This window comes from Shewanella canadensis (genome assembly GCF_003966225.1).
GTDB lineage: Bacteria > Pseudomonadota > Gammaproteobacteria > Enterobacterales > Shewanellaceae > Shewanella > Shewanella canadensis.
In genome coordinates this window covers 669282-695836 of the sequence record NZ_RXNU01000001.1, presented here as the reverse complement: position 1 = coordinate 695836, position 26555 = coordinate 669282, and the positions used below count along the sequence as shown (strand labels likewise).

The 26555-nt window shown below is 45.4% G+C and carries 24 protein-coding genes; 12 read left to right on the top strand and 12 right to left on the bottom strand.

Annotated features, from left to right (window positions below; all coding sequences use genetic code 11):
* Window positions 1-130 precede the first annotated feature (130 nt).
* Window positions 131-391: a hypothetical protein gene (locus EKG38_RS03060; RefSeq protein WP_126518535.1), complete on the top strand. Its 261-nt coding sequence runs from the start codon at window positions 131-133 to the stop codon at window positions 389-391.
* A gap of 524 nt (window positions 392-915) precedes the next feature.
* Here the strand turns inward: EKG38_RS03060 and EKG38_RS03055 are convergent.
* Window positions 916-1545, bottom strand: a complete 630-nt coding sequence (locus tag EKG38_RS03055; protein WP_126518533.1) for a CopG family ribbon-helix-helix protein — start codon at window positions 1543-1545, stop codon at window positions 916-918.
* 452 nt (window positions 1546-1997) lie between these two features.
* Here EKG38_RS03055 and EKG38_RS03050 point away from each other — a divergent pair, with 452 nt between their 5' ends.
* Together EKG38_RS03050 and EKG38_RS03045 are read left to right on the top strand one after the other, a co-directional pair.
* The gene (locus EKG38_RS03050) at window positions 1998-2468 is read left to right on the top strand and encodes a DNA polymerase III subunit chi (RefSeq protein ID WP_126518531.1); all 471 of its coding nucleotides are present in this window, start codon (window positions 1998-2000) and stop codon (window positions 2466-2468) included.
* A 15-nt stretch (window positions 2469-2483) separates the two neighbouring features.
* Window positions 2484-5405 (top strand): valine--tRNA ligase, encoded by a 2922-nt coding sequence (locus EKG38_RS03045; RefSeq protein WP_126518529.1) that lies wholly within the window; start codon window positions 2484-2486, stop codon window positions 5403-5405.
* Window positions 5406-5882: 477 nt separating this feature from the next.
* Here the strand turns inward: EKG38_RS03045 and EKG38_RS03040 are convergent, their stop codons facing one another.
* The 3 genes from EKG38_RS03040 to amrS form a co-directional block, all read right to left on the bottom strand.
* The gene (locus tag EKG38_RS03040) at window positions 5883-7604 is read right to left on the bottom strand and encodes a methyl-accepting chemotaxis protein (RefSeq protein ID WP_126518527.1); all 1722 of its coding nucleotides are present in this window, start codon (window positions 7602-7604) and stop codon (window positions 5883-5885) included.
* Between the two features lie 458 nt (window positions 7605-8062).
* Window positions 8063-9784 (bottom strand): methyl-accepting chemotaxis protein, encoded by a 1722-nt coding sequence (locus EKG38_RS03035; protein WP_126518525.1) that lies wholly within the window; start codon window positions 9782-9784, stop codon window positions 8063-8065.
* A gap of 227 nt (window positions 9785-10011) precedes the next feature.
* Complete coding sequence (gene amrS, locus EKG38_RS03030) at window positions 10012-11091, bottom strand: AmmeMemoRadiSam system radical SAM enzyme (RefSeq protein WP_126518762.1); 1080 nt, start codon at window positions 11089-11091, stop codon at window positions 10012-10014.
* Between the two features lie 102 nt (window positions 11092-11193).
* Between amrS and amrB the strand changes: the two genes are divergently transcribed.
* Window positions 11194-12006, top strand: coding sequence for an AmmeMemoRadiSam system protein B (gene amrB / locus EKG38_RS03025; RefSeq protein WP_126518523.1), 813 nt, complete (start codon window positions 11194-11196; stop codon window positions 12004-12006).
* Window positions 11984-12559, top strand: a complete 576-nt coding sequence (amrA, locus tag EKG38_RS03020; protein WP_126518521.1) for an AmmeMemoRadiSam system protein A — start codon at window positions 11984-11986, stop codon at window positions 12557-12559. The genes amrB and amrA overlap by 23 nt, the downstream gene beginning before the upstream one ends.
* A 69-nt stretch (window positions 12560-12628) precedes the next feature.
* On the opposite strand, the gene EKG38_RS03015 is transcribed toward amrA, so the two are convergent.
* On the bottom strand, window positions 12629-13180 hold the full coding sequence (locus tag EKG38_RS03015) for a GNAT family N-acetyltransferase (RefSeq protein WP_126518519.1): 552 nt from the start codon (window positions 13178-13180) through the stop codon (window positions 12629-12631).
* 487 nt (window positions 13181-13667) lie between these two features.
* Here EKG38_RS03015 and EKG38_RS03010 point away from each other — a divergent pair, with 487 nt between their 5' ends.
* Entirely contained in the window at window positions 13668-15200 is a 1533-nt protein-coding gene (locus EKG38_RS03010) for an MFS transporter (protein WP_126518517.1), read from the top strand.
* Window positions 15201-15285: 85 nt separating this feature from the next.
* On the opposite strand, the gene EKG38_RS03005 is transcribed toward EKG38_RS03010, so the two are convergent.
* From EKG38_RS03005 to EKG38_RS02985, 5 genes are all read right to left on the bottom strand, one after another.
* Window positions 15286-15897: an acetate uptake transporter gene (locus EKG38_RS03005; protein WP_126518515.1), complete on the bottom strand. Its 612-nt coding sequence runs from the start codon at window positions 15895-15897 to the stop codon at window positions 15286-15288.
* A gap of 808 nt (window positions 15898-16705) precedes the next feature.
* Window positions 16706-19009 (bottom strand): OmcA/MtrC family decaheme c-type cytochrome, encoded by a 2304-nt coding sequence (locus EKG38_RS03000; RefSeq protein WP_126518760.1) that lies wholly within the window; start codon window positions 19007-19009, stop codon window positions 16706-16708.
* A 171-nt stretch (window positions 19010-19180) separates the two neighbouring features.
* Window positions 19181-20146: a LysR family transcriptional regulator gene (locus EKG38_RS02995; RefSeq protein WP_126518513.1), complete on the bottom strand. Its 966-nt coding sequence runs from the start codon at window positions 20144-20146 to the stop codon at window positions 19181-19183.
* Window positions 20147-20286: 140 nt separating this feature from the next.
* On the bottom strand, window positions 20287-20988 hold the full coding sequence (locus tag EKG38_RS02990) for a pseudouridine synthase (RefSeq protein ID WP_126518511.1): 702 nt from the start codon (window positions 20986-20988) through the stop codon (window positions 20287-20289).
* A gap of 14 nt (window positions 20989-21002) precedes the next feature.
* On the bottom strand, window positions 21003-21623 hold the full coding sequence (locus EKG38_RS02985; RefSeq protein WP_126518509.1) for a helix-turn-helix transcriptional regulator: 621 nt from the start codon (window positions 21621-21623) through the stop codon (window positions 21003-21005).
* A 148-nt stretch (window positions 21624-21771) separates the two neighbouring features.
* Between EKG38_RS02985 and EKG38_RS02980 the strand changes: the two genes are divergently transcribed.
* Genes EKG38_RS02980 through EKG38_RS02970 form a run of 3 tightly spaced genes read left to right on the top strand, consistent with a single transcriptional unit; the run spans window position 21772 to window position 23316 of the window.
* Window positions 21772-22416: an NAD(P)H-dependent oxidoreductase gene (locus EKG38_RS02980; RefSeq protein ID WP_126518507.1), complete on the top strand. Its 645-nt coding sequence runs from the start codon at window positions 21772-21774 to the stop codon at window positions 22414-22416.
* A 52-nt stretch (window positions 22417-22468) separates the two neighbouring features.
* Window positions 22469-22900: a VOC family protein gene (locus tag EKG38_RS02975; RefSeq protein ID WP_126518505.1), complete on the top strand. Its 432-nt coding sequence runs from the start codon at window positions 22469-22471 to the stop codon at window positions 22898-22900.
* Window positions 22897-23316, top strand: a complete 420-nt coding sequence (locus tag EKG38_RS02970) for a VOC family protein (RefSeq protein ID WP_126518503.1) — start codon at window positions 22897-22899, stop codon at window positions 23314-23316. Before EKG38_RS02975 ends, EKG38_RS02970 begins: the two co-directional genes overlap by 4 nt.
* A 52-nt stretch (window positions 23317-23368) precedes the next feature.
* Here the strand turns inward: EKG38_RS02970 and EKG38_RS02965 are convergent, their stop codons facing one another.
* On the bottom strand, window positions 23369-23617 hold the full coding sequence (locus EKG38_RS02965) for a hypothetical protein (RefSeq protein WP_126518501.1): 249 nt from the start codon (window positions 23615-23617) through the stop codon (window positions 23369-23371).
* Between the two features lie 366 nt (window positions 23618-23983).
* Here EKG38_RS02965 and EKG38_RS02960 point away from each other — a divergent pair, with 366 nt between their 5' ends.
* The gene (locus EKG38_RS02960) at window positions 23984-24358 is read left to right on the top strand and encodes a hypothetical protein (RefSeq protein WP_126518499.1); all 375 of its coding nucleotides are present in this window, start codon (window positions 23984-23986) and stop codon (window positions 24356-24358) included.
* A gap of 107 nt (window positions 24359-24465) precedes the next feature.
* Here EKG38_RS02960 and EKG38_RS02955 read toward each other — a convergent pair whose 3' ends face one another.
* Window positions 24466-24801 carry a TehB-like domain-containing protein gene (locus EKG38_RS02955; RefSeq protein WP_126518496.1) on the bottom strand — a complete coding sequence of 112 codons (336 nt, stop codon included), beginning with the start codon at window positions 24799-24801 and terminating at the stop codon, window positions 24466-24468.
* A gap of 123 nt (window positions 24802-24924) precedes the next feature.
* Here EKG38_RS02955 and EKG38_RS02950 point away from each other — a divergent pair, with 123 nt between their 5' ends.
* Window positions 24925-25395, top strand: coding sequence for a YcxB family protein (locus EKG38_RS02950; RefSeq protein WP_126518495.1), 471 nt, complete (start codon window positions 24925-24927; stop codon window positions 25393-25395).
* Between the two features lie 260 nt (window positions 25396-25655).
* Window positions 25656-26534: a universal stress protein gene (locus EKG38_RS02945; RefSeq protein WP_246033059.1), complete on the top strand. Its 879-nt coding sequence runs from the start codon at window positions 25656-25658 to the stop codon at window positions 26532-26534.
* Window positions 26535-26555: the final 21 nt, after the last annotated feature.

Below are 26555 nucleotides of genomic sequence, written 5' to 3'. Positions count from 1 at the left end.
TTACCAGCAAGTTTGCTGGCTTACCAGCGTCTGATTTCACACTTAAAGAAGGTTGATGAAATTATATTGATTTAAATTCGACCCAACATAAGACATAATATGTCAACAACATCTGAATTAAGGATAATAGATGAGATTCGTCGCTTTGTTCGTTCAGTCATTACTGTGGTTATCCATTGCCTGCTCACCAACACTCATAGGCGCTTTTATCGGTATCATGATCAGCCTGCAATCCGGAGAAGTTTACTCATTAAACGTACCGATATGGGCTGCAGTAGGATTTCTCATTGGTGCTTACTGGGCTGAGCATGTCAGAAAAACCATAGGTTTATCGGTATTTTTCGGCCGACTGGCCGGTGCAAGGGATACCCCAAAAAACAACAAGTCATAGCTGACTTTATCTCCTAAGAATTAAAGGTAGGTCCGCCCCAGCCATAACAGGCAAAATTTACTTATATGCTCAGCAAGGTGACTATTTTCTGCTGCCTGCTCGACAGCCGAATCTGGCTTCGAGGTTTAATGAAAACGTCTTAATTTGTTAGTAGGTTATTGAAACCCGTACCTTCATGGCTATTTATCACCTGCGGTGAGCTGAATGTGTAGACACTTCTGCGAGTCGCCGCAAGCACATCCTTGTGGGCTCTGCGATGACATCCATGTCATCGAAGCTCGCAGCCGTATCTACACCTGCTGATTTACAAGCAAGTATTCTCTTCGCTTGAAAATATGAGTTGGCCGATAAGACAACTTAGCCAACTCATGACATTCGATTTTATTGAGCTTCATAGTAAGTAACCACTAACGTGTGTAACAGAGCGTGTAACACATAGTGTAACAGCTCGTTTGACTGATCAGTACGGTTCACTAAATCGGCAAATTATATTTAGCAAAAGTCAGCACTCACACTCAACAAAGTTATGATTGATTAAGCTTGCTTAGCAGTGCTTCACCCTGCTCTTTACTTAAGCTAACCATTGTCATTCTGAAGTTGAAATTTGATTTAGTTGTATCTTTACAAGCCTTTGCTGTAAGTGGCTTATCCAAACGCACAAAGTTATTTAGCTTTCGAGAATACCATTCACCTGGACTGCCTTCATGATCCCTTTTGATAAGCTTTCCGTCTGAATAACCATAACCTACAATTCCATTTCCACTTTGATAGAGGAATACGACATCACCATCTTCAAGGTAAGCAATATTCTCTTTCCAGTTACCATAAAAGGCTGATGCTTCCTCATTTTCAAGCATTGTATAATGGTCTTGATGTGAATTGTTGTAGTTAGTATTTAACAGAAAATAACGAGACTTTGACTCTGTATTAGTATCGCTTGCCAATGCTTTTTCATTTCTAGCATCCGATAACTGCTTTTCAAGTTCTTCCAACCCTCCATCGATAAATGTACTTATCAACTCTGAACGCGTTTTCTCTAGAATCTGTGCTAGTTCTTCCAATTGGTTTACTGTAGTTGTCGGGATTCGAATTGACAGCAGTTGTGAATCTGATGGGGTACTTATCATGTTTTTTATTTGTGTAGAGAGTGACATACTTACCTTCCTGTATTACATATCGAATGAGTGCAACGTAATACGAAAAGTAATACAAGCTAAAGGAGGCGTCAACACGTATTACATTATGTAATACGTGTTTTTTCTAACTTAACGATAATAGTTATTACCATTAAAACTATCTACTCCCCAGAGCCACCGTTCAATCGAAGAGACAACTTCTTGTAATCGTAGCCAGTGTAAACGCGGCTGTGACCTTCGATTTCAGGGATGAAATCGCAGAGCGTATAGGGACATATTCACAGCGTGTCGCAGAAGTGTTTGCACTTAAGCCTGCTGCAAGCAATTGATAACCACAAGGCTACAACTTCCATTTGAAGTTTCATGAAGTAAATAAAAGCCGCAGCCACAAATAAAACAGAGATTAGAGGCTGAACTCGTCCCCGTTTTTGTGTAAAATCTCCTCTTTCGTCCGCTGAATAAGCCTAACTATGACACAGACCCTATTTTATCTTATGCCAACTGAGCCTCGAAGCTCGGGAACGGCATTAGAGCAAATGTTTCACTTGGCTTGTGAACTGGCTCAGCAGGCATTTATAAAGCAGCAACTGGTTTATCTTCATTGCCAGGATAGAGAGCAGGCTTACGCCATCGATGAACTTTTATGGCAGTTTGAACCGCGCTCTTTCGTTCCCCATAATTTGAAAGGGGAAGGACCCGCCACCGGTGCTCCGGTTGAAATCGGCTTCGATAAGCTGGGTCCCAATAAAAATCGCCATCTTCTGATTAATCTTGCAGACCAAGTCCCCTCATTTGCGGTAAACTTTGGTCAGATTATCGATTTCGTTGCCAACGATACCGGCCATAAGGCGATCGCTCGCGAGCGATACCGGCAGTATCGGAGCCTGGGAGTTACATTGAACACTCAGGATTTAGCAAAACAACCACTTAATTTAGTTTGAGAAGCATACGCTCCCATGGAAAAAACATACAATCCGCAGTCTATTGAACAGTCTCTCTACCAAAGCTGGGAAGAGAAAGGTTACTTCAAGCCACATGGCGATGAGTCGCAGGGCAACTATTGCATCATGATCCCGCCACCAAATGTGACGGGAAGTCTGCATATGGGCCATGCCTTCCAAGATACCATTATGGATACCTTGACTCGTTATCAGCGTATGAAGGGCAAAAACACCCTTTGGCAGGTCGGTACCGACCATGCGGGTATCGCGACTCAGATGCTGGTTGAGCGTAAAGTGGCTGCCGAAGAGGGCAAGACACGTCATGATCTCGGTCGTGAAAAGTTTATCGACCGCATCTGGGACTGGAAGAACGAGTCCGGCGGCACTATCACTAAGCAACTACGTCGCCTTGGCGCATCGGTTGATTGGGATCGTGAACGTTTCACCATGGACGAAGGTATGTCTGAAGCGGTACAGGAAGTATTTGTACGCTTGTACGAAGATGACCTTATCTATCGCGGTAAGCGCCTGGTTAACTGGGACCCAGCCCTACACACCGCTATCTCAGATCTCGAAGTTGAGAACAAAGAGAAGCAAGGTAGCATGTGGCATTTCCGCTACCCGCTCGCCGAAGGCGCATTAACTGCCGATGGCAAAGATTATTTAGAGGTCGCAACTACGCGTCCAGAAACCATGCTAGGTGACAGCGCTGTTGCGGTTCATCCCGATGACGAGCGTTATGCTTCACTGATCGGCAAGTTCATCCTGCTGCCAGTCGTTAACCGTCTTATCCCGATTGTTGCCGACGATTATGTCGACATGGAGTTCGGTACCGGTTGTGTGAAGATCACCCCAGCCCACGACTTTAACGATTACGAAGTCGGTAAGCGCCATGCGCTGCCAATGTATAATATCTTAACCTTCGATGCGTCGATTCGTTCATCTGCAGAAGTGGTTAACACCGACGGCACCAGTAATACCGAATTAGATAACAGTCTGCCAGAGCGTTATGCCGGTCTCGACCGTTTCGAGGCTCGTAAAGTCATTGTTGCCGAATTTGAGACGCTTGGCTTGCTAGGTAAGATCGATCCACACGGACTGAAAGTGCCTTATGGCGATCGCTCAGGCGTAGTTATCGAGCCACTGCTTACCGACCAATGGTATGTCTCTGTTGCACCTATGGCTAAAACAGCGATGGAAGCCGTTGATAATGGTGACATCAAGTTTGTGCCACAGCAGTATGAGAACATGTACAACTCTTGGATGCGTGATATTAACGACTGGTGTATCTCACGTCAGCTTTGGTGGGGACATCGTATCCCGGCTTGGTATGACGAAGCCGGTAAAGTCTATGTTGGCCGTGATGAAGCCGAGGTTCGCGCCAAGCATAAGCTTGACGACTCAGTGGTGCTTAGCCAGGATAACGACGTACTCGATACCTGGTTCAGCTCTGCGTTGTGGACTTTCTCTACACTGGGCTGGCCAAAGAATACTGAAGAGCTTAAAGCCTTCCACCCGACCGATGTGTTGGTGACGGGTTTTGACATCATCTTCTTCTGGGTTGCCCGCATGATCATGATGACCATGCACTTCATCAAAGATGAAAACGGCAAGCCGCAGGTACCATTCAAGACGGTTTACGTTACGGGTCTTATCCGTGATGAAGCCGGTAATAAGATGTCTAAGTCTAAGGGTAACGTACTCGACCCACTCGACATGATTGACGGTATCGATCTTGAGACACTGGTCACTAAGCGTACCGGTAACATGATGCAGCCTAAGCTTGCAGCAAAAATTGAGAAGAGCACTCGTAAAGAATTTGCCGATGGCATCGAAGCCCACGGTACCGATGCACTGCGCTTTACCTTAGCCTCTATGGCATCGACCGGTCGTGATATCAACTGGGACATGAAGCGTCTCGATGGTTACCGCAGCTTCTGTAACAAGATCTGGAACGCGTCTCGTTATGTATTAATGAACACTGAAGTTCAGTCTGATGATCAAGACAGCGAAAAAGCTGGTGAGCCATTAGATTGCGGTCAAATCTTAGTTGACGGCAAGCCGGGCGAAATGGAGCTATCCCTTGCGGATCGCTGGATTATCGGTCTGTTCAACGAAACGGTTAAAGCCTACGACGAGCATATGGAAAACTACCGTTTCGACTTAGCGGCAAATACCATCTATGAGTTCACCTGGAACCAGTTCTGTGACTGGTACTTAGAGCTGACTAAACCTGTCATGCAAAGTGGCACAGAAGCTCAGCTTCGTGGTACACGTCATACTCTTGTGACTGTACTCGAGAAGATGCAACGCCTGATGCACCCAATGATGCCGTACCTAACAGAGACTATCTGGAAGCGTGTACAGCCACTCGCTGGCATCGAGGGTGACACGCTGATGTTAGCCGAGTTCCCTGAATATCAAGCCGATAAGGTCGATGCTCAGGCGATGGAAGATCTTGAGTGGGTGAAGCAAGTGATCACTGCGGTACGTAACATTCGCGCCGAGCTGAACATTGCCCCATCTAAGCCGCTTAATGCCCTTCTACGCGGCGTGAGTGAGCAGGACAGGGCGCGCCTTGAGGCGAACCAAACCTTCTTCAAGACGCTAGCGAAACTTGAGTCGATGACGATTCTTGCCGACGGTGAAACAGCCCCTATGTCTACCACTCAATTGATTGGTGATATGGAGCTGCTTATTCCTATGGCAGGTCTTATCGATGTGGCTAAAGAAGTGGCCCGCATCGACAAGCTACTCGAGAAAGCGGCCGGTGAGTTTAAGCGTATAGAAGGTAAGCTTTCTAACCAAGGCTTCGTTGCGAAAGCACCTGCTGCCGTGATTGAGAAAGAGCGTGCTAAGCAAGCCGAGTACCAGCGCGATATCGAGAAGCTAACTGAGCAGAAAGCGGAACTCGCGAAGTTAGAAGCTGAAAGCTGAAAGCTAAAAGCTAAAAGCTAAAAGCTAAAAGCTAAAAGCTAAAAGCTAAAAGCTAAAAGCTAAAAGCTAAAAGCTAAAAGAAGTTGTAAGTGACCTACAGGGATGAAGGAAATGCCAATCAATGTAGGGAACATTTATGGCCTTCGAGTTTTAAGCCCTGACTTATAAACCTTAGGTTCAAGACAGAACAAAGAGAGGTAGCCATTAGGCTGCCTTTTTTAATGCCTAAAGCTAGGTACTAGCTTTACTTATAACTTACCGCTTACAACTTTCTCTAAGCATCAAAGCTGGATCCTGAAATGAATTCAGGATGACGGACCAGAAACTTACAACTCTTTGACCTGAAACATTCGCGGCTAAAGCCGCTCCTACATAAAGAATGTAGGGTCATATCACCCTCGCAGCTCGTACCCAATATAAAAAAAGGCTGTCATTGCGACAGCCCTTTTTATGTTCTCAATTCCAGCTCAAATAACGCTACACCCGATACTGGGCGATCTCCTGCTGCATAGACTCAGCCAAGTTAGCTAACTCCTGGGTAGCCACATTACTCTGCTCGGCCCCTGCTGCGGTCTGATCTGAGATATCGCTGATATTGATGATATTTTTATTTATCTCTTCGGTTACCGAGCTCTGCTCTTCGGAAGCCGTCGCGATCTGCGCATTCAAAGAGTTGATCTGTTCGATACTGGCCATAATCTGCTGCAGTGCATCACCGGCTTGCTGTGATTTGTCGACACTCAACTTCGCCTGCTCGGTGCCTCGCTCCATCATCACCATAGAGTCACGGGCCCCCAGCTGTAGTCGCTGGATCATCTTCTGGATCTCTTCCGTGGAGTCCTGAGTCCGCTTGGCTAAATTACGAACCTCATCGGCCACGACCGCAAAGCCTCGTCCTTGCTCGCCGGCGCGAGCAGCCTCGATGGCAGCATTGAGTGCTAACAGGTTAGTCTGTTCGGAGATCCCCTGAATAACATCGACCACAGAGCCAATTTCATCTGAGTGTTGCGATAATAACTTCATCGCCTCGGTCGCACTGTCCATCTCTTTTGAGAGGGTTTCTATGACCTTAATGCTCTCATCGACAATACTCTGACCATTAATGGCAGCGTTATTCGCTTCTTCCGACGTCGTTGCAGCGGCTGCAGCGTTCTGAGCCACCTCACGCACCGTTGCCGTAAATTGATGAATTGCCGTTGCGATCAGCTGAGTCTGCTGTTGTTGATCGACCACATTTCGTTGAGTCTGAGTCGATACCACTGAGTTTTCTTCGGCCGAACTCGCCAGCCTGGATGTCGAATCATGGGTATTTAGCACCGCGCTTTGAAATCTGGAAGTAATATGATTCACGAACTCTGCAATATGTGAAAACTCATCATCTCCACCGAGGTTGATACGCTTGGTCAGATCGCCGTTAGTGATATCGACCGCAGTATTTTCAAGTTGCGTCACCGCCTGGTTAACTCGCCTGACAATCATAATAGAACAGATACTGATAACCAGCGTACTGATGCAGGAAAGCATAGCGACTAACAGGATGAAGAAAGCCATATTCTCCTGAGACTGTTCAAAACTCTCTTTCCCTTCGGCTATCTGCAGATCCAAAAATGACTGAGCTTCTGTGGTGATACTCTTAAACAAAGGGTTAATTTGAGTCAGTAATATCTGATTCGATTCCTCATACTCTCCCCTTCCTAACGCATCGAGTGCGGGCTCGAAACCTGAAATGGTGACCTTATCCAGCAGCTCAATTAATCGATTAATTTGCTCACGTTCCTCAGCTTCCAGAGGAGAGCTTAAAATCTCATTATCAACGATGTGATGCAGCAGCTTGATAGAGGCTTGAGTTTCCTTGATGTGCTTTTCCAGCGGATGATTATGCATCTCTGAAAATTTGCTACTCGGGTCGTGTTGAAATGCCAGCAAAAGCCCACTGCGTGCACTTGCGAGCTCATTGAGCACCTTACCAGCCCTGATACTGTGCTGCATGCCCTGACTGTAGAGATTCTCGATAGAGTCTCCCGCACCCTGCATGCCTGTGATCCCCTTATACCCCAAAAGTATAAAAGAGATAACCGTAAGAAATACAATTAACTTGAGTTGAAACCTAACTGATCTTATCTGCTGCATAAGGCCAGACCCCGATGTGATGGAGTTTTGAACACTTCCATTCCCTGATTGAGCGATTAAAGCAGACATAATGATTCCCTATTAATATCTAAGACAGTCCAGCTAAATATTGGCACTTATAATAATTATTTTTAGGTATACAAATATAGATATCAGCTTAGTACATTACCTACAATTAAGTAGCTTAGAGTAAAAGGAATGTAAAAATAGTTGAGCCTTATCACATCTTAAAAATGTATGTCTCTTATCACACAATAATAAGGTAGAGGCGGTCTTACTGGAACTGGAAAGGCTGCGCCTTAGGGATGTTGCTAAAGAAGCTAAAGACAGAGCAAAGAAAGGTACTAGCTTTACTTACCACTTAAAACTTACGACTCTTTGACCTGAAACATTCACGGCTAAAGCCGCTCCTACATAAAGAATATCGGGGTCATATCAACCTCGCACCTCGCACCTCGCACTCAATATAAAAAAAGGCTGTCATTGCGACAGCCCTTTCTATGTTCTCAATTCCAGCTCAAATAACGCTACACCCTGTACTGGGCGATCTCTTTTTGCATGGACTCGGCCAGGTCTGCTAACTCCTGGGTAGCCACATTACTCTGCTCGGCCCCCGCAGCGGTCTGATCTGAGATATCGCTGATGTTGTTGATGTTTTTATTTATCTCTTCGGTTACCGAGCTCTGCTCTTCGGAAGCCGTCGCGATCTGCGCATTAAGGGCGTTGATCTGTTCGATACTGGCCATAATTTGCTGCAGTGCATCACCGGCTTGCTGTGATTTGTCGACACTCACCTTCGCCTGCTCGGTGCCACGTTCCATCATCACCATAGAGTCACGAGCACCTTGCTGTAGTCGCTGGATCATCTTCTGGATCTCTTCCGTGGAGTCCTGAGTCCGCTTGGCTAAATTACGAACCTCATCGGCCACGACCGCAAAGCCTCGTCCCTGCTCGCCGGCGCGAGCGGCCTCGATGGCAGCATTGAGTGCTAACAGGTTTGTCTGTTCGGAGATCCCCTGAATAACATCGACCACAGAGCCAATTTCATCTGAATGTTGCGACAAGAGTTTCATCGATTCGGTCGCACTGTCCATCTCTTTAGAGAGAGTTTCTATGACCTTAATGCTCTCATCGACAATACTCTGACCATTACTGGCGGCGCCATTGGCTTCTTCCGACGTTGTTGCGGCGGCAGCGGCACTCTGAGCGACCTCACGTACCGTCGCGGTAAACTGATGAATTGCCGTTGCGATCAGCTGAGTCTGTTGCTGCTGATCGACCACATTTCGTTGGGTCTGATTCGATACCACAGAATTTTGTTCGGCCGAGCTCGCCAATCTGGATGTCGAATCATGGGTATTTTGCACCGCATGCTGAAACCTGTAGGCAATTTGATTCACATACTCTGCAATGTGTGAAAACTCATCGTCTCCGCCCAGCTCTATGCGTTTGGTCAGATCGCCATTAGCGATATCGACCGCGGTATTTTCCAGGCCGACAACCGCTTTACTGACCCTGCGGATCAGTAAAGTTGATGAGAGTGTAATGACTAAGATACTGAAAGTGGAGAAGAGGATGACCATAGGGATGAATGTGGCGACACTCGCTTGGGATTCATCAAACTTAATCTTCGCTTTTTCTGTCTCTAACGTCAGGAAAGCCTCTGTCTCGGCAGTGATCTCTTTAAACAGAGGATTAATCTGTGTCAGTAAGATTCGATTCGATCCCAGGTAATCCCCCTGTCTCAGTGCATCCAAAGCCGGATTAAAACCTGTATTAGTAATCTTATCGAGCAATCGTTCTAACTCCTTTATCTTGGCCAGTTCATCTCCGGCCAATGGCGACTTCAATATCTCATTATCTATAATCTGATGAAGTTGGCGAATGAAGGACTCAGTATCACCGATATGTTTATCGACTTCATGATTATGCATCTCGGAGAAAGGGTTGGTAGGATCATGCTGAAACGCGAGTAGCAAACCGCTACGGGCACCGTTTAACTCCTCAAGGACTTTCGTCGCACGAATGCTCTGCTGCATCTCCTGATTGTATAGACTCTCTATCGATGAGCCCGCCTGCTGCATTGCCGTCACGCCTTGGTAACCAAGGAATAAAAATGAGATGACAGTGAGAAATGCTATTAACTTTTGCTGAAATCTAACCGATTTTATTTTATCCATCAATCCGGTCGCTTGAGTATTGGAGTGTTGAACTCTAACATTCCCTGTGAGGTGTTCTGCCGCAGACATAATGACTCCCGTTATCCCCTTAAAAGATCCTTTCAGAATATTTAAGAGCTTTGATTTTTGTTTTTATTTGTTTGTTTTTAACAGTACGTATTTTTTAAAAGTACGCATATAGCGACCAGCATAGAGCAATACCTCTAATTGGATAGGTAAAGGTTAAACGGAAGTATAAATTGTTGAGCCGCGTCACATATGAGCAACACGAAGAGTAGAGCCAATAACGCAAAACCTTAAGCGATTGTGATCGGGATCCTGTTACGTCCAAAATGACCCGGGGCACCAGAGAAACGTCCGGGCAGTTGAGTCCCGCAATAGATACATTTACCCTCTGCGTTTAGATGATATTCTCCCAGCTCATACCAATCTCTGTTTATCACCTGCTTCTTGCATCCAGGACAGTAGGTACTGCCACCTTCGACATCGAATACATTGCCGGTATAGACATGGTTGAGCCCCTGTTGAAGGGCGATATTTCTTGCTCGATTCAAGGTATCGGCTGATGTCCGAGGTTTATCTAACATATGAAAATCTGGGTGAAAGGCACTAAAGTGCAGGGGAACATCCGCCCCCAGATTGTCATGGATCCATCGGCACTGCTGCTCCAACTCAGTGGAGCTATCGTTCTCACCGGGGATAAGCAGGGTGGTGATTTCGAACCAAACCTGTGTTTCATGGCGAACATAGAGCAAGGTATCGAGCACGTCACTGAGGTGACCTGAGCAGATCTTATGATAGAACTGCTCTGTAAACCCCTTAAGGTCAATATTGGCAGCATCCATATGCCTGAAAAAATCGATCCGTGGTTCGGGGTTAATATACCCCGCGGTGACGGCAACGGTTTGAATCTGATGTTCATGACAAGCTTGTGCCACATCGACGGCATACTCGAGAAAAATAACCGGGTCATTATAGGTAAACGCGATGCTCTTACAGCCCATTCGCGCGGCCGTGAGGGCCAGAGCCTCCGGGCTCGCACTGGCGCTGAGGGTATCGAACTCACGTGATTTACTGATGTCCCAGTTTTGGCAAAACTTACAGCAGAGATTACAACCGGCCGTACCAAATGAGAGTACTGAGCTTCCGGGATAAAAGTGATTCAGTGGCTTTTTCTCTATGGGATCGATACAGAAACCACTCGAACGTCCATAGGTGGTCAGCTTGATCATGCCATCGAGATTCTGGCGTACGAAACACACTCCCCGTTTACCATCACGCAGCTGACACTCTCGTGGACAGAGATCACACTGGATACGCCCATCGTCTAATCGATGCCAATACTTAGTGGGGACAATGTTGCTACCGTTATTCATGACATTGGTTTCGGCACTCACCGCAGACCTCCTACATCATCTATACTTAAAGCCTAGTTTAAATTTGTTTACTAAGCTTCGAGATGCTTCAAGAAGGTTCAAATGTTAAGCTCGATACGCCAAGCCGCCGTGGCCGACCTTTTCTACCCAGCAGATCCCGCCGAACTGACGACTCAAGTCAAACAATTCCTCTGCGCGACTAACAAAAATAGCCGTGAGCTGGGAGTGAATCCCAGCGACAAGCCGCGACCTAAGGCACTTATCGTTCCCCATGCGGGATATATCTATTCCGGCGCCGTAGCCGGACGCGCTTTCGCTCAGCTCCTTGACGATAATAAGATAGAGACGGTGGTCTTACTGGGACCGGCACACCGAGTCTACCTCCAAGGTTGCGCCCTCCCAGAGGCCAACACCTTTGCGACCCCCTTAGGTAAAATAACCATTGAGCAGCAAGACTATGAGGCGTTAAGTGCCTTAGACGGTGTGATCATCTCCGATCAACCACACCTCGATGAGCATTGTCTGGAGGTACAGCTACCATTTCTGCAGCTCTGTTTGGAACGATTCAGTTTGCTTCCTATCGTGGTGGGTGAATGTTCCCCCTCGGTAGTGGCCGATATTCTGGAGCTGTTTAGCCAACGGGAAAATACCTTAATCGTGGTGAGCTCAGATCTCAGCCATTACCACTCCTATGACGAGGCCTGCAGGATAGACAGGCAGACCTGTGAGCAAATATTGAACTTAAGTACGCAACTCTCATCTCTTCAGGCTTGTGGCTGCTATGCTCTAAATGGGCTGAACATGTACGCTAAGCGGCACGACTTGGCCATTGACCAAGTATGTTACCTAAACTCCGGCGACAGCGCCGGAGATAAGAGTAAGGTGGTAGGTTATGCCAGCTTCGCCCTGTATTAATCTCACCACAGAGGATAAACAGACGCTGTTGGCCTTGGCCAGACAGACCCTGGTTGATTATTTTATTCCACAGCAATCAGACATCGAGAGCCAGACACAAGATGCTCTCTTGTCGCGCCATGCAGGTTGTTTTGTCACCCTATTTCTAGATGGAAAGCTCTGTGGCTGTATGGGAGATATCGAAGGGAGTCGACCCCTGTCAAAGAGCATTCCCGAGTTAGCGCGTTGCAGCGCTTTTAAAGATAATCGATTTCTTCCTCTGCTCGCATCACAAATGGAGCGGCTCACGGTTGAGCTCTCAGTGCTCTCCCCTCTCAGCCCGTTAAAGATCAGGGATGAGGATGCACTGCTTCGTTACCTGGCAGAACATCCATACGGCGTGGTATTGAGCGATGCCTTTCACCGCTCTGTCTATCTTCCTCAGGTATGGGAGCAACTGCCCCAACCTGATGAATTTATCAGAGAGTTAAAACGTAAAGGAGGCTGGGCCTCCGACCATTGGTCCGATGATATGCAGGTCGAGTTATTTACCGTAGAGCACTTTCGTGAATAGAGTACATTCGTGAATAAAGCACTTTGTTAAATAGGGTGCTTTAATGAATAGTACACTTTAGTGAGCGGTTCACTTTAACGAACAGCTCATTCGGGTATATGCATAGGAGCGGGCATCTATCCTGAACATATCTTCAAGCTCACCATTTTTGATAAAACCCGCCGCTTGATAGAGGCCGATAGCTGGCAAGTTTTCAGATAACACCCAGAGATCGATCCACTCGATTTCAGCCTCATCGATAGCCCATTGCTTGACGCTTCTTATCAGTTTGTGGCCCAATCCCATGCGTCTGGCATCTCGATGTACGCCCATGCCAAGCAAGGCCCTGTGCTGCGTATGGGCCTCTGGATGACCACGAAGATCGATATGACCCATGATGACGCCATGCTTATCGAACGCTCCCCACACTCGTCGCCAGCCAGATTGCGGGAAATCGACAATCATTCCTGACGTGAAGCGCTGCTCCATCTCTTTTGTTAACCCGTCCGAGTCTGGTGACTGGGGCTGGAAAAGCGGGTTAGCTCCCCGTCCGTTTTCAGCTAACTGTTCACTCAGGTAGGCAAAGAATTGCTCGAGGTCCCGCTCCACAATGAGGCGAATTTCAACCTTGGTCTCTTCCATCGTTTAATCTTTCCTCTAAGTTAATCACGCTGAGCCAAATTGAGATACCTTCTCATCGATTGATTTTGGTTCAATTTCTCATATACAGATCAAACATACATCATATTCAAGATGTTCCCAAGTTAATCACCAAAGTCATAAAAAGCTAACAGTAAATAAATAAACAGCATTAATACAATCAGTTAAGCTAACTGAAAAATAACTCCTACACCATAAAGAGGAACGAACACTTTTCAATTTAAACGGGTCTGTATGGCTCATAACCTGCAATATTTGAGCACCTCCTGCGGCGCTAAGACAAAAACGATAAAAGTTATGAAACATGAACTCTGTTTAAATATCTATATTCACTTTGGTGTTTTTCATCAAATTAGGTAAAGTGTCGGCAGCAATCATTAACGTTCCGGTAATCTGAATCATCGCTATTACCACGAACAATTAAAATTAAACCAATAATTATAAATAATATAAAATTTGAAGGAAGGGTATGAGCGACTCCAAAGATGCTTACGCAGGTAATGACCTGCGAGAAGTCAAGCAGCTGGGTATGTGGGCCTCCATTGCCAGCTTAAGTTACATTTTCTGGATTGTCGGTGGCATGGAGCTCGTTGAGCGAATTGCCTACTACGGCGTAAAAGCCAGTGCCGGTCTTTATGCGAAGGCGCCAGTTTCTGAAGGAGGCTTAGGAATAAGCCTGAACGACTACGGTATCATTATCGCTCTCTGGGCCATGATGCAGACCTTTGTCCCGGTATTTACCGGCGGGATCTCCGATAGAGTCGGTTATAAAGAGACCATCTTTGCCTCCACCATAATTAAGATCTGCGGCTATTTGGTGATGGCATTCTTCCCTAGCTTCTATGGCTTCCTGTTCGGTGCCATATTACTCGCTGGAGGTACCGGTATTTTTAAACCCGGTATTCAGGGAACTCTGGTACTTTCCACCGGCAGACAGAACACCTCCATGGCTTGGGGGATCTTCTATCAGGTGGTCAATATTGGTGGCTTCCTTGGCCCTCTGGTTGCGGTGCATATGCGCCAACTCTCCTGGGATAATGTCTTTTACGCCTGTGCGGCGATTATCTCCTTCAACTTCCTCTTTCTACTCGCCTATAAAGAGCCGGGAAAAGAGGAGCGATTGGAACGCAACCGCAAAATCAAGTCTGGTGAAATTCACCAACAGGCACTGTGGAGAGATGCACTGCATGAGCTTAAAAAACCGGTGGTTATCTACTACATGCTGGTGTTTGCCGGTTTCTGGTTCCTGTTTAATTCACTCTTCGATGTACTGCCAATCCATATCGCCGAATGGGTCGACACCAGCGTCATTGTCACCTCCCTATTTGGTCCGGAGGGCACCTCAAATGGCTTCTTCCAATTTTGGTTGGGACTGGACAACACCGGAACTAGGGTGATGCCGGAAGGCATGCTCAACCTCAATGCGGGTATGATCATGACGACCTGCTTCCTGGTCGCGGCGTTGACCGCTAAATACCGCATTACGACGGCTATGCTTGGTGGCTGCTTGCTGAGTATTTTCGCCTTCGTGTTAGTGGGTGCGACCAATGCAGCTTGGATGATAGTATTGGCCATTGCCATGTTCTCTTTTGGTGAGATGATGATAAGCCCCAAGAAGAATGAGTTTATGGGTAACATAGCGCCGGAAGGCAAGAAAGCCATGTATCTGGGATTTGTCATGTTACCCCAAGGCATCGGTTGGACACTTGAAGGCTATTTTGGTCCTAAACTCTATGAGATGTACGCCTCGAAAGAGATCTTCTCTCTGGATCTATTGTCAGAGCGTGGCATGAGTGCCACAGAGGTGAGCGCCATCCCGCAGGGTGAAGCCTTCAGCACATTGGTTGCCTATACGGGCGAGCCGGCTCAAGCGCTAACAACCTTGTTATATAACACCCATAACATAGGTATGGCTTGGTACATCATTGCCGCCATTGGCACCATATCTGCCGTGGGGATCTACCTATATGGCAAATGGTTACTGAAATTGCAGCGAGCTTAATCTCAGTATTTAGCTCAAATAAAAAAGGCTGACATCAAATGTCAGCCTTTTTTTTTCGAGTGAAGCCGAGCTAAATAGCTGCTTATTAAGCGGCTTTTAGCTGAGCTTCTACTTGAGAAGAGTTAGTCGATTTCGCCGTTAACTCACCAACCGGTAATATAGTACGGCCATACTCTGCATTGAGCACCTGGGCCATGGCAAAGTAGATTGCGCTGGCACCACAGAAGATACCTTCGAAGCCGGCAATAGTGCCGATCAGCTCGCTGCCGGTAAAATCTCTGGCAGCCAGAAGGAAGAACAGAATAGTTAATGAACCGAATACTACCTGCTTAGCACGTGGGTAACGTAGTGAGCCGACAAACATAAACGCTGTAAAGATACCCCATAGCGTCAAGTACCAGCCCATGAATCCCGCAGGACTTGCAGAAGCCAGTCCCATCTTAGGTAAGACTATCAGGCCTACTAATGTCAGCCAGAACAAACCATATGAGGTGAATGCTGTTGTACCAAATGTATCGCCACGCTTAAAGCACATGCCACCGACGATGACCTGACCGATACCGCCATAGAATATTCCCATCGCGAGAATCATTGAATCGATCGGGAAGAAGCCCGCATTATGAATATTTAACAGTATGGTAGTCATACCAAAGCCCATAAGGCCTAATGGTGCTGGGTTAGCTAGTTTCGTCGACATTGATTTCCCCTACAGGAATTTTCCAACAGAATTAAATTGATTTAAATACACCCAAGCCACTTATCGATTTTCTCAAGCCAAAATCTTGAAGTGGTTTGGGTATAGATCATGCGCGGCGCATTCTAGTGGAAGGGATTTAACATATCAAACGAGTAAACAGGTGTTTGATTTTCAAAAACAATAATCGATGAGCTCGTAGATAAAAGAGGATGACAATGAACTAATCGTCTGAATTTAAAGCTATTTAAATATAAACAAACCAGTTTTAAACCTAAGTTTCGCCCTAAAAGGCAAATAGCCAGAGAGCAAAAAAAACCATTAATTTCACACACTTAAATAAGAACCAACCTTGAGCCTGAAAAGCAGCAAGCGCCCCAGTACGAACCGGATCACATAACGAGCCATAAACAAGATCTTGCGCCCACCAAGGGGGGATTCAACACAATATTCGAACCCCCTAAACAATCGAAACGGCCAGCTACCAATACAAGGATCTCAAATGCAGAAATATTGCGACCAGCATCACGGAATGATAAAGAAAAATCATCATTGAGTGAAACCCACCGACTTTCAATCTGAAACGAAGAGTCTCACATAGTGCGACTGATGCTTAAAGCAAAGGGCAAAACATTTCATGCTGCGTTGGATACTTTCGATATACGACTAAATGGATATATGTGGTACGAGCACATGGATGGGCACAGGTAGAATAATGAATTAAAAAAGGGACCCGAAGGTCCCAAAAATTGCAAGGAAACTGTGGGAAGCAGGGAAGCTCCCACAGAGGGTGAAATATTATAGTTACTATCTAGTGAGCAACCCCCGCATGCATCTTGTCGATACCATAGGTCTTACCTTCGCCATGACAAGTTGAGCAAGACTCGACTGGAAGATCAGCAATGCTACCCTCGTCGCCCTCAACATAAGCACCGTTGCTCTTGAAGTGAGCTAATGCAGCCGCTCCAGAGTGAGCGTGACAACTACGGCAGGCTTCGGCGACAGGTGTAATAAACCCGGTATCACTAATTTGGACAGAACGTTTACCGGAAGTCAGACCACCGTCTGCGGCAAAGAGCTCTGCACCATCTTTATGACACTCACTACAGTTAGTTTGTACTGCTGGATAACCGTGCAGTTCACCATCGGCGTCGCGGTAGATTGCAGGTGTACCATCCCAATTACCGCTGTGGAATCTATGAGCAACCGTTACTAAATCACGGTTAGCAAATGTTAACCCCTCTACAGTCTCCCAAATCGCATCACCATCGGCATCGACTTCGTCGGTCTTGAACGTAACAATCGGGTGATATGAAGCTACGGCACCACGATTTTCACTATGGCAAGCCATACATTGGGTAAACTCTGTAACACCATGCGATCCTTTAACGTGAGTTAAATTTCCATGACATGTATTACACTTAGCTTCGCTGATAGTCGTTCTATCTGCGTCGGCAATACGCGCTGTAACCTCAGTGGCTCCAGAGTCTGAAAGGTTAAAATATTGAACTGGCGCACTGTTAGCAACGGCGAGTTCATTAGCAGTACATTCGACAATCATATCGTCTGCTGAGCATAATTGTACTTCTGCAGTCGCATAGATAGGACCAACTAAATCTACGGTGTCAAATTCAGTCTTATTAACCAGCATACCAGCAGACATTACACCACCGGTAAATGGCATTTTGAAGCTACCTGCGGAGCCATAACCATGGGCAACAGCACCAGTCTCTGGATTAAGACGACCGATTAAGAAGCCACGACCAGCATTTGTCATATAGTCGGTAATAGCTGCGTAAATTGTTGCATCTACAAGCGCACCATTCATGGTCACTTTAGAGGTAACGGTCAAATAGCTCTTATCGAGTGTTGGCGAAGCTTCAATCACAGCTGATTGGATATCAATCACAAATTTTTCAGCGACTTTATCTCTATCACCAACATTATGCGCTATCACAGGACTCAGGATACCGGCACCATGACAACCGGAACAGGCTGCATCACTTCCGGGAATAATGCCCAGATGATTTTCACCTGTGGTGAAGTCAACATCCATATGACATCCCTGACACGCTTCGGCGTAGACATTATCATTCCAGCCGGATGCGCCATCGTGACAAGTCATACATTCATTAAGCTCTGCTGGGAAACCAATCTCGCCAAACTCTTCTAATGCATCACCTGTTAGCTCATCTGCGAGGTGGTGACCGGCATGAATCGTATGGATCATCGCATTGAAGTTGGCGTTAAAGCCTTTCTCGGGATCGTCTTGTCCACCAGCGTACGCTGGGTTATGACAGGCAATACAGTTTTCAACTTTTTGATAGTTATGGTGAGCACCGATATTGGCGATACGTACATCACCTTCAGCATAGCCTTCCATTTGTGTGTGACACTTGATGCAGGCCGCGCTGGAAACGATATCTTTAGCCGAGACAGCGAGCGCTCCGGTCGACGGGTTAAAGTCCATAGGCGTTGAAAGTAACTTATCGGCAACTCCCTCACCTTCACTATCGACCACATTGTAAGAGCGGATCATGACCCGATAGAGCGAGTTAGGCTCGCCAGCGGCCAATACGACAGGCGCATTACCGTCATGCACCCAAGAGCCGGTATAGGTACCTGGGTTTTCAGTGTCTTCAACCAGAGTACATGCCTCGACTTCTGCTCCACCACGCGCCGTTGCCATACCTGTAGGCGTACAGTACATGCTTGAGCCAAATTCATTGGTTAGGGCATTATTGCCCCATAACATTGGCGCACCTGTATCTGTGGTATTTACGGTCTGATTCGTCACATATAGCGCGACTTTATCTAAACCAACAAAGGGGACAGCGTCACCCTTGCTATTTTTACCGGTAACGGTGAATTTAAGTGCGAAATCTTCAGTTCCTACAACAACGATATCGGCTGGCGCTAAGGTCAGTACGAAATCAGCTGCTGAGTTTACAGTGTCAGTAAATGAACCCGCTGGTAAACCCGGTGTTCCAGGTGTACCCGGTGTTCCAGGATCTCCCGGAGCACCATCTTTACCATCATCGCCATCACCACACGCGGTAAGGCCAACGACACTAATCAGTGCCATTGCCAGTAAGGAGCTATTATATTTTTTCATCATCAGTCCCTATATAAGTTTTTCCTGCTATCGCAGTACATCAAATATAAAAGAACTAGAAAGGAATGTTGCAACTCGGTGATCAACTTGTGACCGACATTTAAAGATTCGGTTATCGTAATTTCAATATCTGCAAAAGGTAATTTCGATAAGTAGAATTGAAGTCGATAATCATGAAGAAGTCAGTAACCCCTTAATAATATTGATTATCATTTCTCTATTTTCAACTGTGTATCGGCGGTGGGAAGCCGGTTTCTCTATTAAATAGTATTGTGGGGCCAGCATATTACCATGAAGCTTCTCTACCTCCTCTTCGGGTAACTGCTCGATACGGATCCCAGGCATATTTTTACAAATTTCAGCCTCTACCGCTGGAGCAAAAGCCAGGCTCCCCATGGTCAATAAGTTGCTGTACCACTGCTCCTTACCTTTGACCTTTTCGACACTTAGAAGCTCTATTCCCGACTGGCGGCTATAGACTTCCAGGGGGTCCACCTTGTCATTGAACCCTTTGCCTTCCAGATAGAGAAAAGGGTGCTTACAGATGTCATCTAAGGTCAAATGAGGAAGCCTCTCCCATATGGGATGTCTGGTATTTCCCGCCAGATAAACTGAGTCTAAGGTACCTAAGTGTTCAAAATTAAGATCATGGTGACAAGAGGTATCGAAGGCCACCCCTAAGTCTAATCCTCCGCTGTGAATTAACTCGGCTGAGTCATCTTTCCAGGGATGGAGCCGAATCTTACCAATGCTATTAAGAGAATCATTATTGGATAAGATCAGAGAGAGACTCGCCATGATGCCCGGCGTGACCGCGATATTAAGAGTGGGAGTTGAGTCGTAATGGTTTACTTCAAACGCCACCTGTTCGATTTTAGCCACCGAGTCGCAAAATCGACATATGGGCTCATACAGATGTTCGGCTAATGGGGTTGGTTTCAAGCCTAATTGACGACGATAGAATAGCTCATCATCAAACGTCGCCCGTAACATGGTCAGGCAGCGACTGATTTTAGGCGCCGAGACATTCAGCTCTTTTGCTGCTGTATTTGCATGACCGGTTTGAAAAATAATTTTAAATACCAATAAACAAAATACATCGAGTTCACTGATCTTCTTGAGTGCATGATTAGTCATTTTTTATTGGATTTATCTATTCATGCTGATAGGTATAGCACATCATGTATGTTAAATGAATGATCTGGATTAACTGAACCTTAAATCATCTCGATAATTTCACTCGCGAAACATTATTGTTCTAATGCTAACTGACTTGACTACATAGCTATTTCGACAGGTGTAAGTTCTCTGCTCTGCCCAGGTTCTAAGCTTTCATCGAGTACTATGTTGCCCACTGAAATTCGATGTAACCCAATGACCGGATTGCGAAAGCGACCGAACATGCGCTTAATCTGGTGGTAGCGTCCCTCATAAAGAGTCACCAATGCTGTATAGCTATCTATAATTTCAAGTTCTGCCGGCAAGGTGGTAACATCTTCAAACTCAAAATACATTCCTTTAGCAAATCCGGAAATATACTCAGGAGTCAGAGGGTTCTGCAGATGAACACGATAAAGTTTGCCAACCTTATGCTCAGGATCCATTAACTGCTTCGACCAACGCCCATCGTTAGTGAGTAACAGGAGACCGGAAGTGTTGAGATCCAGTCTCCCTACTATATGCAGGCTCTCCTTATCATCTCGCTCTAACAGATCGATCACAGTTCTATGTATATCGTCTATCGTCGCACTCACCACTCCAACGGGCTTATGCAACATGACATAGCTGGCCTCGTTAGCTTGTAGCACTATATCGTCTAAACAAATATGAGAAAATTCATCCACGATTTGGTCGATATCACGGGCAAATTCACCATCAACCTTAACACGGCCTTTGGCCAACATAAGCCGAACATGTTTACGGTTAATACCTGTATTGACGCTGATAAACCGGTCTAATCTGGCGCGCTTCGATTCCATCTAATAATTTACCACTATTTAATCGGCGTTATCTTGTAAGCACAGCGACGTGCGCCCTCGATAATATGCTCTTCACGACTCACTTCTGCCTCTTCCTTTAACAAGGTTTGAAACAGGTTTAACTCTGAGCGGCAGAAGTTAAGGCATTGACTCGCCGCGGCGCAGATAGGGCAATGATTCTCCAACAGCCAAAAGTCATTACCCTCTTTGTTAACCGTTGCCATATATCCTTCACTCGATCTCAGTTCGGCCAAGGCACAGAGCTGATCGTTAAGCGTATCTTCCCCGGCTAACCTCTGTTGGTAGAGCTCAAGGGCGCTTTGCTCTCGGTGTGAAATCAGCTTATCCAGCCCACTATCGCCAAATACCTTGATTACGGAATCGATCAGCTGAACTGAGAGTTCTTCATGTCGATCGGAAAAATGGCTATTGCTTTTTGGCGTTAAAGACCAGTATCGGGTAGGACGTCCCCGGGGCGCTTTTTTATCTTCAGAGCAGATATCTCCCTCATCCTCTAATGCTTGCATATGCTGACGCACGCCCATTGTCGTGAGAGACAACTCACTGGCAAGCACCTTAGCGGTAAGCGGGCCTTGAGTCTTAAGTAGCTGAATGATCTTTTCACTGGTTTTCATAACACTTTCCTCTCTACCTTACCGCTATTATTACTTATCCAGACATTAAGTAAACTTTTTTATTTACTTTTTATCTTGTAGGCCCTTTACAATATTTAGTAAAGCACCTACATTATAAAACAATTAGTAAATAAAAAGGTTTATTTAAATGAGATTACTTATTGTCAGTGGCAGCCAAAGAGCTCAGTCACAGAGCGCTAAAGTCGCGAAATACATGAGTTCGGCAGCGACAGGTTATTCAGAAGTGAGCCATATTGAACTGTGTCGTTTCGATCTGCCATTTTGGGATGGTGAGCCGGAAAGTAAATCCACAGAGGGTAGCCCATGGACCATGATTAGTCATAAAGTTCGTCGAGCCGATGCGCTGATCCTAATCACTCCTGAGTGGGGTGGTATGGCTTCCCCACTTCTGAAAAACTTCCTATTGATGTGTGATAACCAAGATACTGCCCATAAGCCAGCCCTATTGGTTTCGGTTGTCAGTGGAATAAGCGGTGCCTACCCGATTGCAGAACTCAGAATGAATGCACTTAAAAACAATAAAATGGTTGCACTCCCTGACCATCTGATTATTCGAAATGTGAATGAAGTTCTCAACACTAATACCTCTCTCGATAGCGCCTCCCTTAATTGTAAGCACAACATTGAAGATCAACGTGAAATAGATTTAAGGGCGCGCATAGGTTACAGCTTACATATGCTCAATCAATACAGTGGCGCTTTAATTGGGATCCGAAAGAGGCATGAGTCGACTCCCTACCCCAAGCAACAGGAATATTGCTACGGCATGTAGTCTTCCCAATTAAAGTTTCCATTTAAAGTTACCCTTTAAAGAGGTCAGAGTAATGAGGATGAATCAAGTCACTTTCCCGGTATATGAGATGAAAGCTGCAACCGAATTTTACAAAAATATGGGTTTCGAATTGATTGTCGATACCCCGCATTATGCGAGGTTTCACTGTCTGGATGGCAACGCCAGTTTTTCGCTCTCTTTACAGGAAAAAAGCGAGAAAAATACCAGCACTATATACTTTGAACATGAACAGCTTGATGAACTTGTTCAGCAATTAATCGAACGCGGCTTCGTATTCGACCAGATGCCAACCGAGCAAACATATCTTTGGCGTGAAGCCGTATTGCACGACCCCAGTTGCAACAAAATCAAGCTCTACTGGGCTGGAGAAAACCGTTTAAATCCGCCCTGGCGAGTAAACAAGATTAATGAAATTGAGGCTACCAATTTAACAAAAATACAATCCATAAGGAGCAAGTCATGATACACCTCGAACACGTAAACTTAGTCGTTGAAGATATACCTAAAACCCTTCACTTTTATCAAACGGCATTCCCACACTGGCAGGTTCGGGGAGGTGGTAAAGGAATCTGGCACGGTAAACCCAGAGATTGGGTACATTTCGGTGACGACTACCAATACTTAGCCTTCAACAATGATGGTGTCGGTGAAAACCGCGATCTAACGGGTCATCAAATTGGGTTAGCTCATTTCGCATTTGTCACCGATAATCTGGATGCCATCATCGAACGGTTGGATACAGCAGGATATACGATTGATAAAGAGGGTGCTGAAGATGATTTCAGGCGCAATGTTTACTACATAGATCCAAATGGCTATGAAGTTGAGTTTGTACAGTATCTGAGTGATATCCCGTCTGAGCGAAATAGATACGATTAACACAAGGATTGAGGAACGAGGAATGAGGAATGAGGAATGAGGAATGAGGAAGCTAGCCTAACCAGATAATCAAGGTAAGCAGGATGAGATAGAAAAAGAACCCCGAGATATAGACAGAAAAGAAATCATTCTTCGCGAGACGCTTTTCACTATTGAAGACGCCGGGGAAATAAAGTGGTTTTTGTATGCGACCGAAAGAGAGCACACCTAAGACCACTGCACCCGTCGTATATAAGATGAATGAGAGCAAAAACTCCCAGAAAAACCAGAAAAATAGTTCAGCTATGTTTCCTAACAACATGCCCTCTCCTTACTCATCATCTCACTCAACACTTATGTCGAAAATGACACAGTACCACTCTAACGATTTGACGTGTAAATGTCATGTTAACTTTTGTTAACTGCAGGTTTAACAAAAAACTAAATCTATTTCAATCAGGCTGGGTAATCATCTTAAATAATATATCATGGGAAATAAGCAAGCTTTCAGAGTCTGCACTCGAGGTAACCCCTTAAGATGCATTAAAAATATTCATTTTATTTGTTATTGATCTCAATCATTGTTCCCCTCTCCAATTTAGCCCACACTCACGTTTCAAATGTTAAAAGTCATCACAAAATTAGATCTTAAATAATAAGAAATTAAATCGCATATAAGGAAAAGGGAATGAAGTCTTTATTAGCAATAATTCTGGTCGCCAGCACTTTTCAAACCATCGCCGCAGAGAAGGTACAGCCGAGTTATTCTGCAGATGAGATGGTTTTTATTCAATCAGTCATGTACCAGCCATTGGCCAAATTTTGTAACCGTGAAAATAGTGATCTCTCTTTTCAGGGTGACTTTAAATCATGGCAGAAAAAAAATCAGACCAGCATAAACCATGGTGCAGAGGACTTCGCATTAACGGTTGAAGAGGGAGGGCAGAGAGTCGAGCGGGTGATAAAAATGCTCATTCATCAAGTTGAAGCCGATTGGGGAGGCAGTACAGTCGATAATCGATCGGAAAAATGCCAACAGCTCAAGCAACTTTTTAACTCTTAACGTACGCCGGCGACCTCGCTTCAGAATCGACATTCGCTTGCTCAGGCTCTTAATGCCTCTATCGTCCCATTAAGAGTACTGAGCATGATGACCATGAATATAAGTCATCAACTTTTCTTTGCCTCAATATTACTAACTAACGGTGAATCCTTGTGAGCAAAGAAACGGATCTCGAACTCTGTGTCATCAGTTAAAGGCTCGACTCGATGCCAATACTCAGGATGCGATATTGCCGTTTCATTGGCCTTTACCAGCACTACTTTCTCGGGTTCTCCCCTTTTATCGGCATAACCATAAAACTTTAACTCACCACAAAGTACATGGAGCTGGCCATAGACACCCACCTTTGTATAGTGTGGCTCCAGCAATACCTTAGGCACATTTGTTCTGGTAAAAACACAGGTCGATTGGTAATTAACATAGCCCTTAGGAACGAATGACATCGTTATGCCTTAGCTGGTTTGCGCTTATCAATTGAGTTTAGATGCACCTTTGTAACTAATACAAGATTTGAATTGAGATTGGTTGCGGTTAAACTAACGCCAAACTCAATCAAGCCGATACCAATGAACTCTCCTTTTAGTTTTACCAGTCATTATATTCTCGATAAAACCTATTTCAGTGAATGCTTCGATGAGTCGGTAACTGTCGATACATCTCTCAGGGCTTATTACAAGGCTATTGGATTTGTTTTAGTCGGAACGGCGTTATTGCTCACTGGCGCGAATGCCTATGCTTCTCTCTTTCTTGTAGGACTAGGTGCTTTAGAGGCCTTAAGTGTTAAGTTCAAAAAGACCTGGTGGTTATGGCGACAGATGATGAGCAAGGCCGCGAGTAATGAAGTCAAACTAACTATCGATGAGCAAGGCATTAGCAGCGAGTCACTCTATGTTGATAGCACTATTTTGTGGGGTGATATCAGTGAACTCACCATAACCAACAAAGGCTTTCTTATTAAAAATACCAATGGCGTGAGTTATATCTCTAATCGCTCTCTGGATACTGCGGCCATCGAATTCATCAAGAGTAAAGCGTGATCTCTTAAGTAAGAGCTCAGGATCTCGGTCTTCCCACCTCCATTATTCATCGAATTACTGCAGGGCTTGTCTATCGACAGGCCCGAATATTCTTTAAAAACAAAAGTAAAAATCCCATACAAACAGTCTATTAAAAAATCTAGACGATTGGGCACTATAAAAGAGTAATCTTAGTTAAAATCATTCTTATTTACCGCGCTTCATTTTCTGATGTTTCGTCTACAGTTTATCAAGGGTTCCTAAATAAGATGAGCATATTTATGATTGCATACAGACATATCTTAGCCGTAGTCGACACTCGCTCATCGACGCAAGACGCTCTGCATAAGGCTCTAATTTTAGTTGATAAAACTCATGCGAAGTTAACTTTACTGGAAGTCACTCCTAAGAATACTCTACTCTCCCGGCTGACCCATTCAAGTTCAAGCATCAACCCGTTTTTCATTCATAAAAAGTCTATTGATCAATACCGTGCTCAAGGAATCAAAATAGAGAGCAAGACTCGTCTCAATAACAGCGTCTCCAAAGCGATATTGGAGGAGCTCGAGCAGGAACAATACGATCTCGTCATTCTCAACTATAAGCACCATCACCCTCTCTTTCATGAGTTTTCATTTGCCGATGAATGGCGACTACTCAGAGAAAGTGACGTTGCCGTGATGCTGGTTGGAGCAAATGAGTGGAGGGAGAATGGCCATATCCTTACCGCGATAGAGACAGACGATGCGAGTCATCAACACAATAGCTTCAATCAAAAGCTACTCGATGAAACCGAGCATATTGCCAGCCTTCTCAGTAGCGACATTCACCTTGTAAATTGCTTTCTAGAGCAAAATATCAGTATGACGATAACCCCCCCCAAGGTGAAACATCATCGTCAGAATAATCAGAGTCGTCACTGGATAGACTTAGTCGATTCCGTCAGAACTCATCAGATTGAAAACAGCCACTTACATCTGGAAGAGGGGCTACCGGATCACATCATCCCCCATATGGCAGAAAAATATGGAGCCAACATCGTCATCCTTGGCGCCGGAGAACATCATGGGTTATTCAGCCAATTTAAAGGACACACCAGTGAGCACATCATAGATCAGCTTAACTGCGATATTTTCGCAATCAAGCCTGCATCAAGCTGAATGCAGCATTTATAGATATAT

What these genes read in the sequence shown, in the direction of transcription:
- EKG38_RS02990 (WP_126518511.1), bottom strand. Translation starts at nt 20,988, where the DNA reads ATGGAATCGAAGCGCGCCAGATTAGACCGGTTTATCAGCGTCAATACA.
- EKG38_RS02970 (WP_126518503.1), top strand. Translation starts at nt 22,897, where the DNA reads ATGATACACCTCGAACACGTAAACTTAGTCGTTGAAGATATACCTAAA.
- EKG38_RS03050 (WP_126518531.1), top strand. Translation starts at nt 1,998, where the DNA reads ATGACACAGACCCTATTTTATCTTATGCCAACTGAGCCTCGAAGCTCG.
- amrA (WP_126518521.1), top strand. Translation starts at nt 11,984, where the DNA reads ATGCCAGCTTCGCCCTGTATTAATCTCACCACAGAGGATAAACAGACG.
- EKG38_RS03015 (WP_126518519.1), bottom strand. Translation starts at nt 13,180, where the DNA reads ATGGAAGAGACCAAGGTTGAAATTCGCCTCATTGTGGAGCGGGACCTC.
- EKG38_RS02985 (WP_126518509.1), bottom strand. Translation starts at nt 21,623, where the DNA reads ATGAAAACCAGTGAAAAGATCATTCAGCTACTTAAGACTCAAGGCCCG.
- EKG38_RS02965 (WP_126518501.1), bottom strand. Translation starts at nt 23,617, where the DNA reads ATGTTGTTAGGAAACATAGCTGAACTATTTTTCTGGTTTTTCTGGGAG.
- EKG38_RS03000 (WP_126518760.1), bottom strand. Translation starts at nt 19,009, where the DNA reads ATGAAAAAATATAATAGCTCCTTACTGGCAATGGCACTGATTAGTGTC.
- EKG38_RS02945 (WP_246033059.1), top strand. Translation starts at nt 25,656, where the DNA reads ATGATTGCATACAGACATATCTTAGCCGTAGTCGACACTCGCTCATCG.
- EKG38_RS03055 (WP_126518533.1), bottom strand. Translation starts at nt 1,545, where the DNA reads ATGTCACTCTCTACACAAATAAAAAACATGATAAGTACCCCATCAGAT.
- EKG38_RS02950 (WP_126518495.1), top strand. Translation starts at nt 24,925, where the DNA reads ATGAACTCTCCTTTTAGTTTTACCAGTCATTATATTCTCGATAAAACC.
- amrS (WP_126518762.1), bottom strand. Translation starts at nt 11,091, where the DNA reads ATGAATAACGGTAGCAACATTGTCCCCACTAAGTATTGGCATCGATTA.
- EKG38_RS02980 (WP_126518507.1), top strand. Translation starts at nt 21,772, where the DNA reads ATGAGATTACTTATTGTCAGTGGCAGCCAAAGAGCTCAGTCACAGAGC.
- EKG38_RS02975 (WP_126518505.1), top strand. Translation starts at nt 22,469, where the DNA reads ATGAGGATGAATCAAGTCACTTTCCCGGTATATGAGATGAAAGCTGCA.
- EKG38_RS02960 (WP_126518499.1), top strand. Translation starts at nt 23,984, where the DNA reads ATGAAGTCTTTATTAGCAATAATTCTGGTCGCCAGCACTTTTCAAACC.
- EKG38_RS03040 (WP_126518527.1), bottom strand. Translation starts at nt 7,604, where the DNA reads ATGTCTGCTTTAATCGCTCAATCAGGGAATGGAAGTGTTCAAAACTCC.
- EKG38_RS03010 (WP_126518517.1), top strand. Translation starts at nt 13,668, where the DNA reads ATGAGCGACTCCAAAGATGCTTACGCAGGTAATGACCTGCGAGAAGTC.
- EKG38_RS02995 (WP_126518513.1), bottom strand. Translation starts at nt 20,146, where the DNA reads ATGACTAATCATGCACTCAAGAAGATCAGTGAACTCGATGTATTTTGT.
- EKG38_RS03045 (WP_126518529.1), top strand. Translation starts at nt 2,484, where the DNA reads ATGGAAAAAACATACAATCCGCAGTCTATTGAACAGTCTCTCTACCAA.
- EKG38_RS03060 (WP_126518535.1), top strand. Translation starts at nt 131, where the DNA reads ATGAGATTCGTCGCTTTGTTCGTTCAGTCATTACTGTGGTTATCCATT.
- EKG38_RS03005 (WP_126518515.1), bottom strand. Translation starts at nt 15,897, where the DNA reads ATGTCGACGAAACTAGCTAACCCAGCACCATTAGGCCTTATGGGCTTT.
- amrB (WP_126518523.1), top strand. Translation starts at nt 11,194, where the DNA reads ATGTTAAGCTCGATACGCCAAGCCGCCGTGGCCGACCTTTTCTACCCA.
- EKG38_RS02955 (WP_126518496.1), bottom strand. Translation starts at nt 24,801, where the DNA reads ATGTCATTCGTTCCTAAGGGCTATGTTAATTACCAATCGACCTGTGTT.
- EKG38_RS03035 (WP_126518525.1), bottom strand. Translation starts at nt 9,784, where the DNA reads ATGTCTGCGGCAGAACACCTCACAGGGAATGTTAGAGTTCAACACTCC.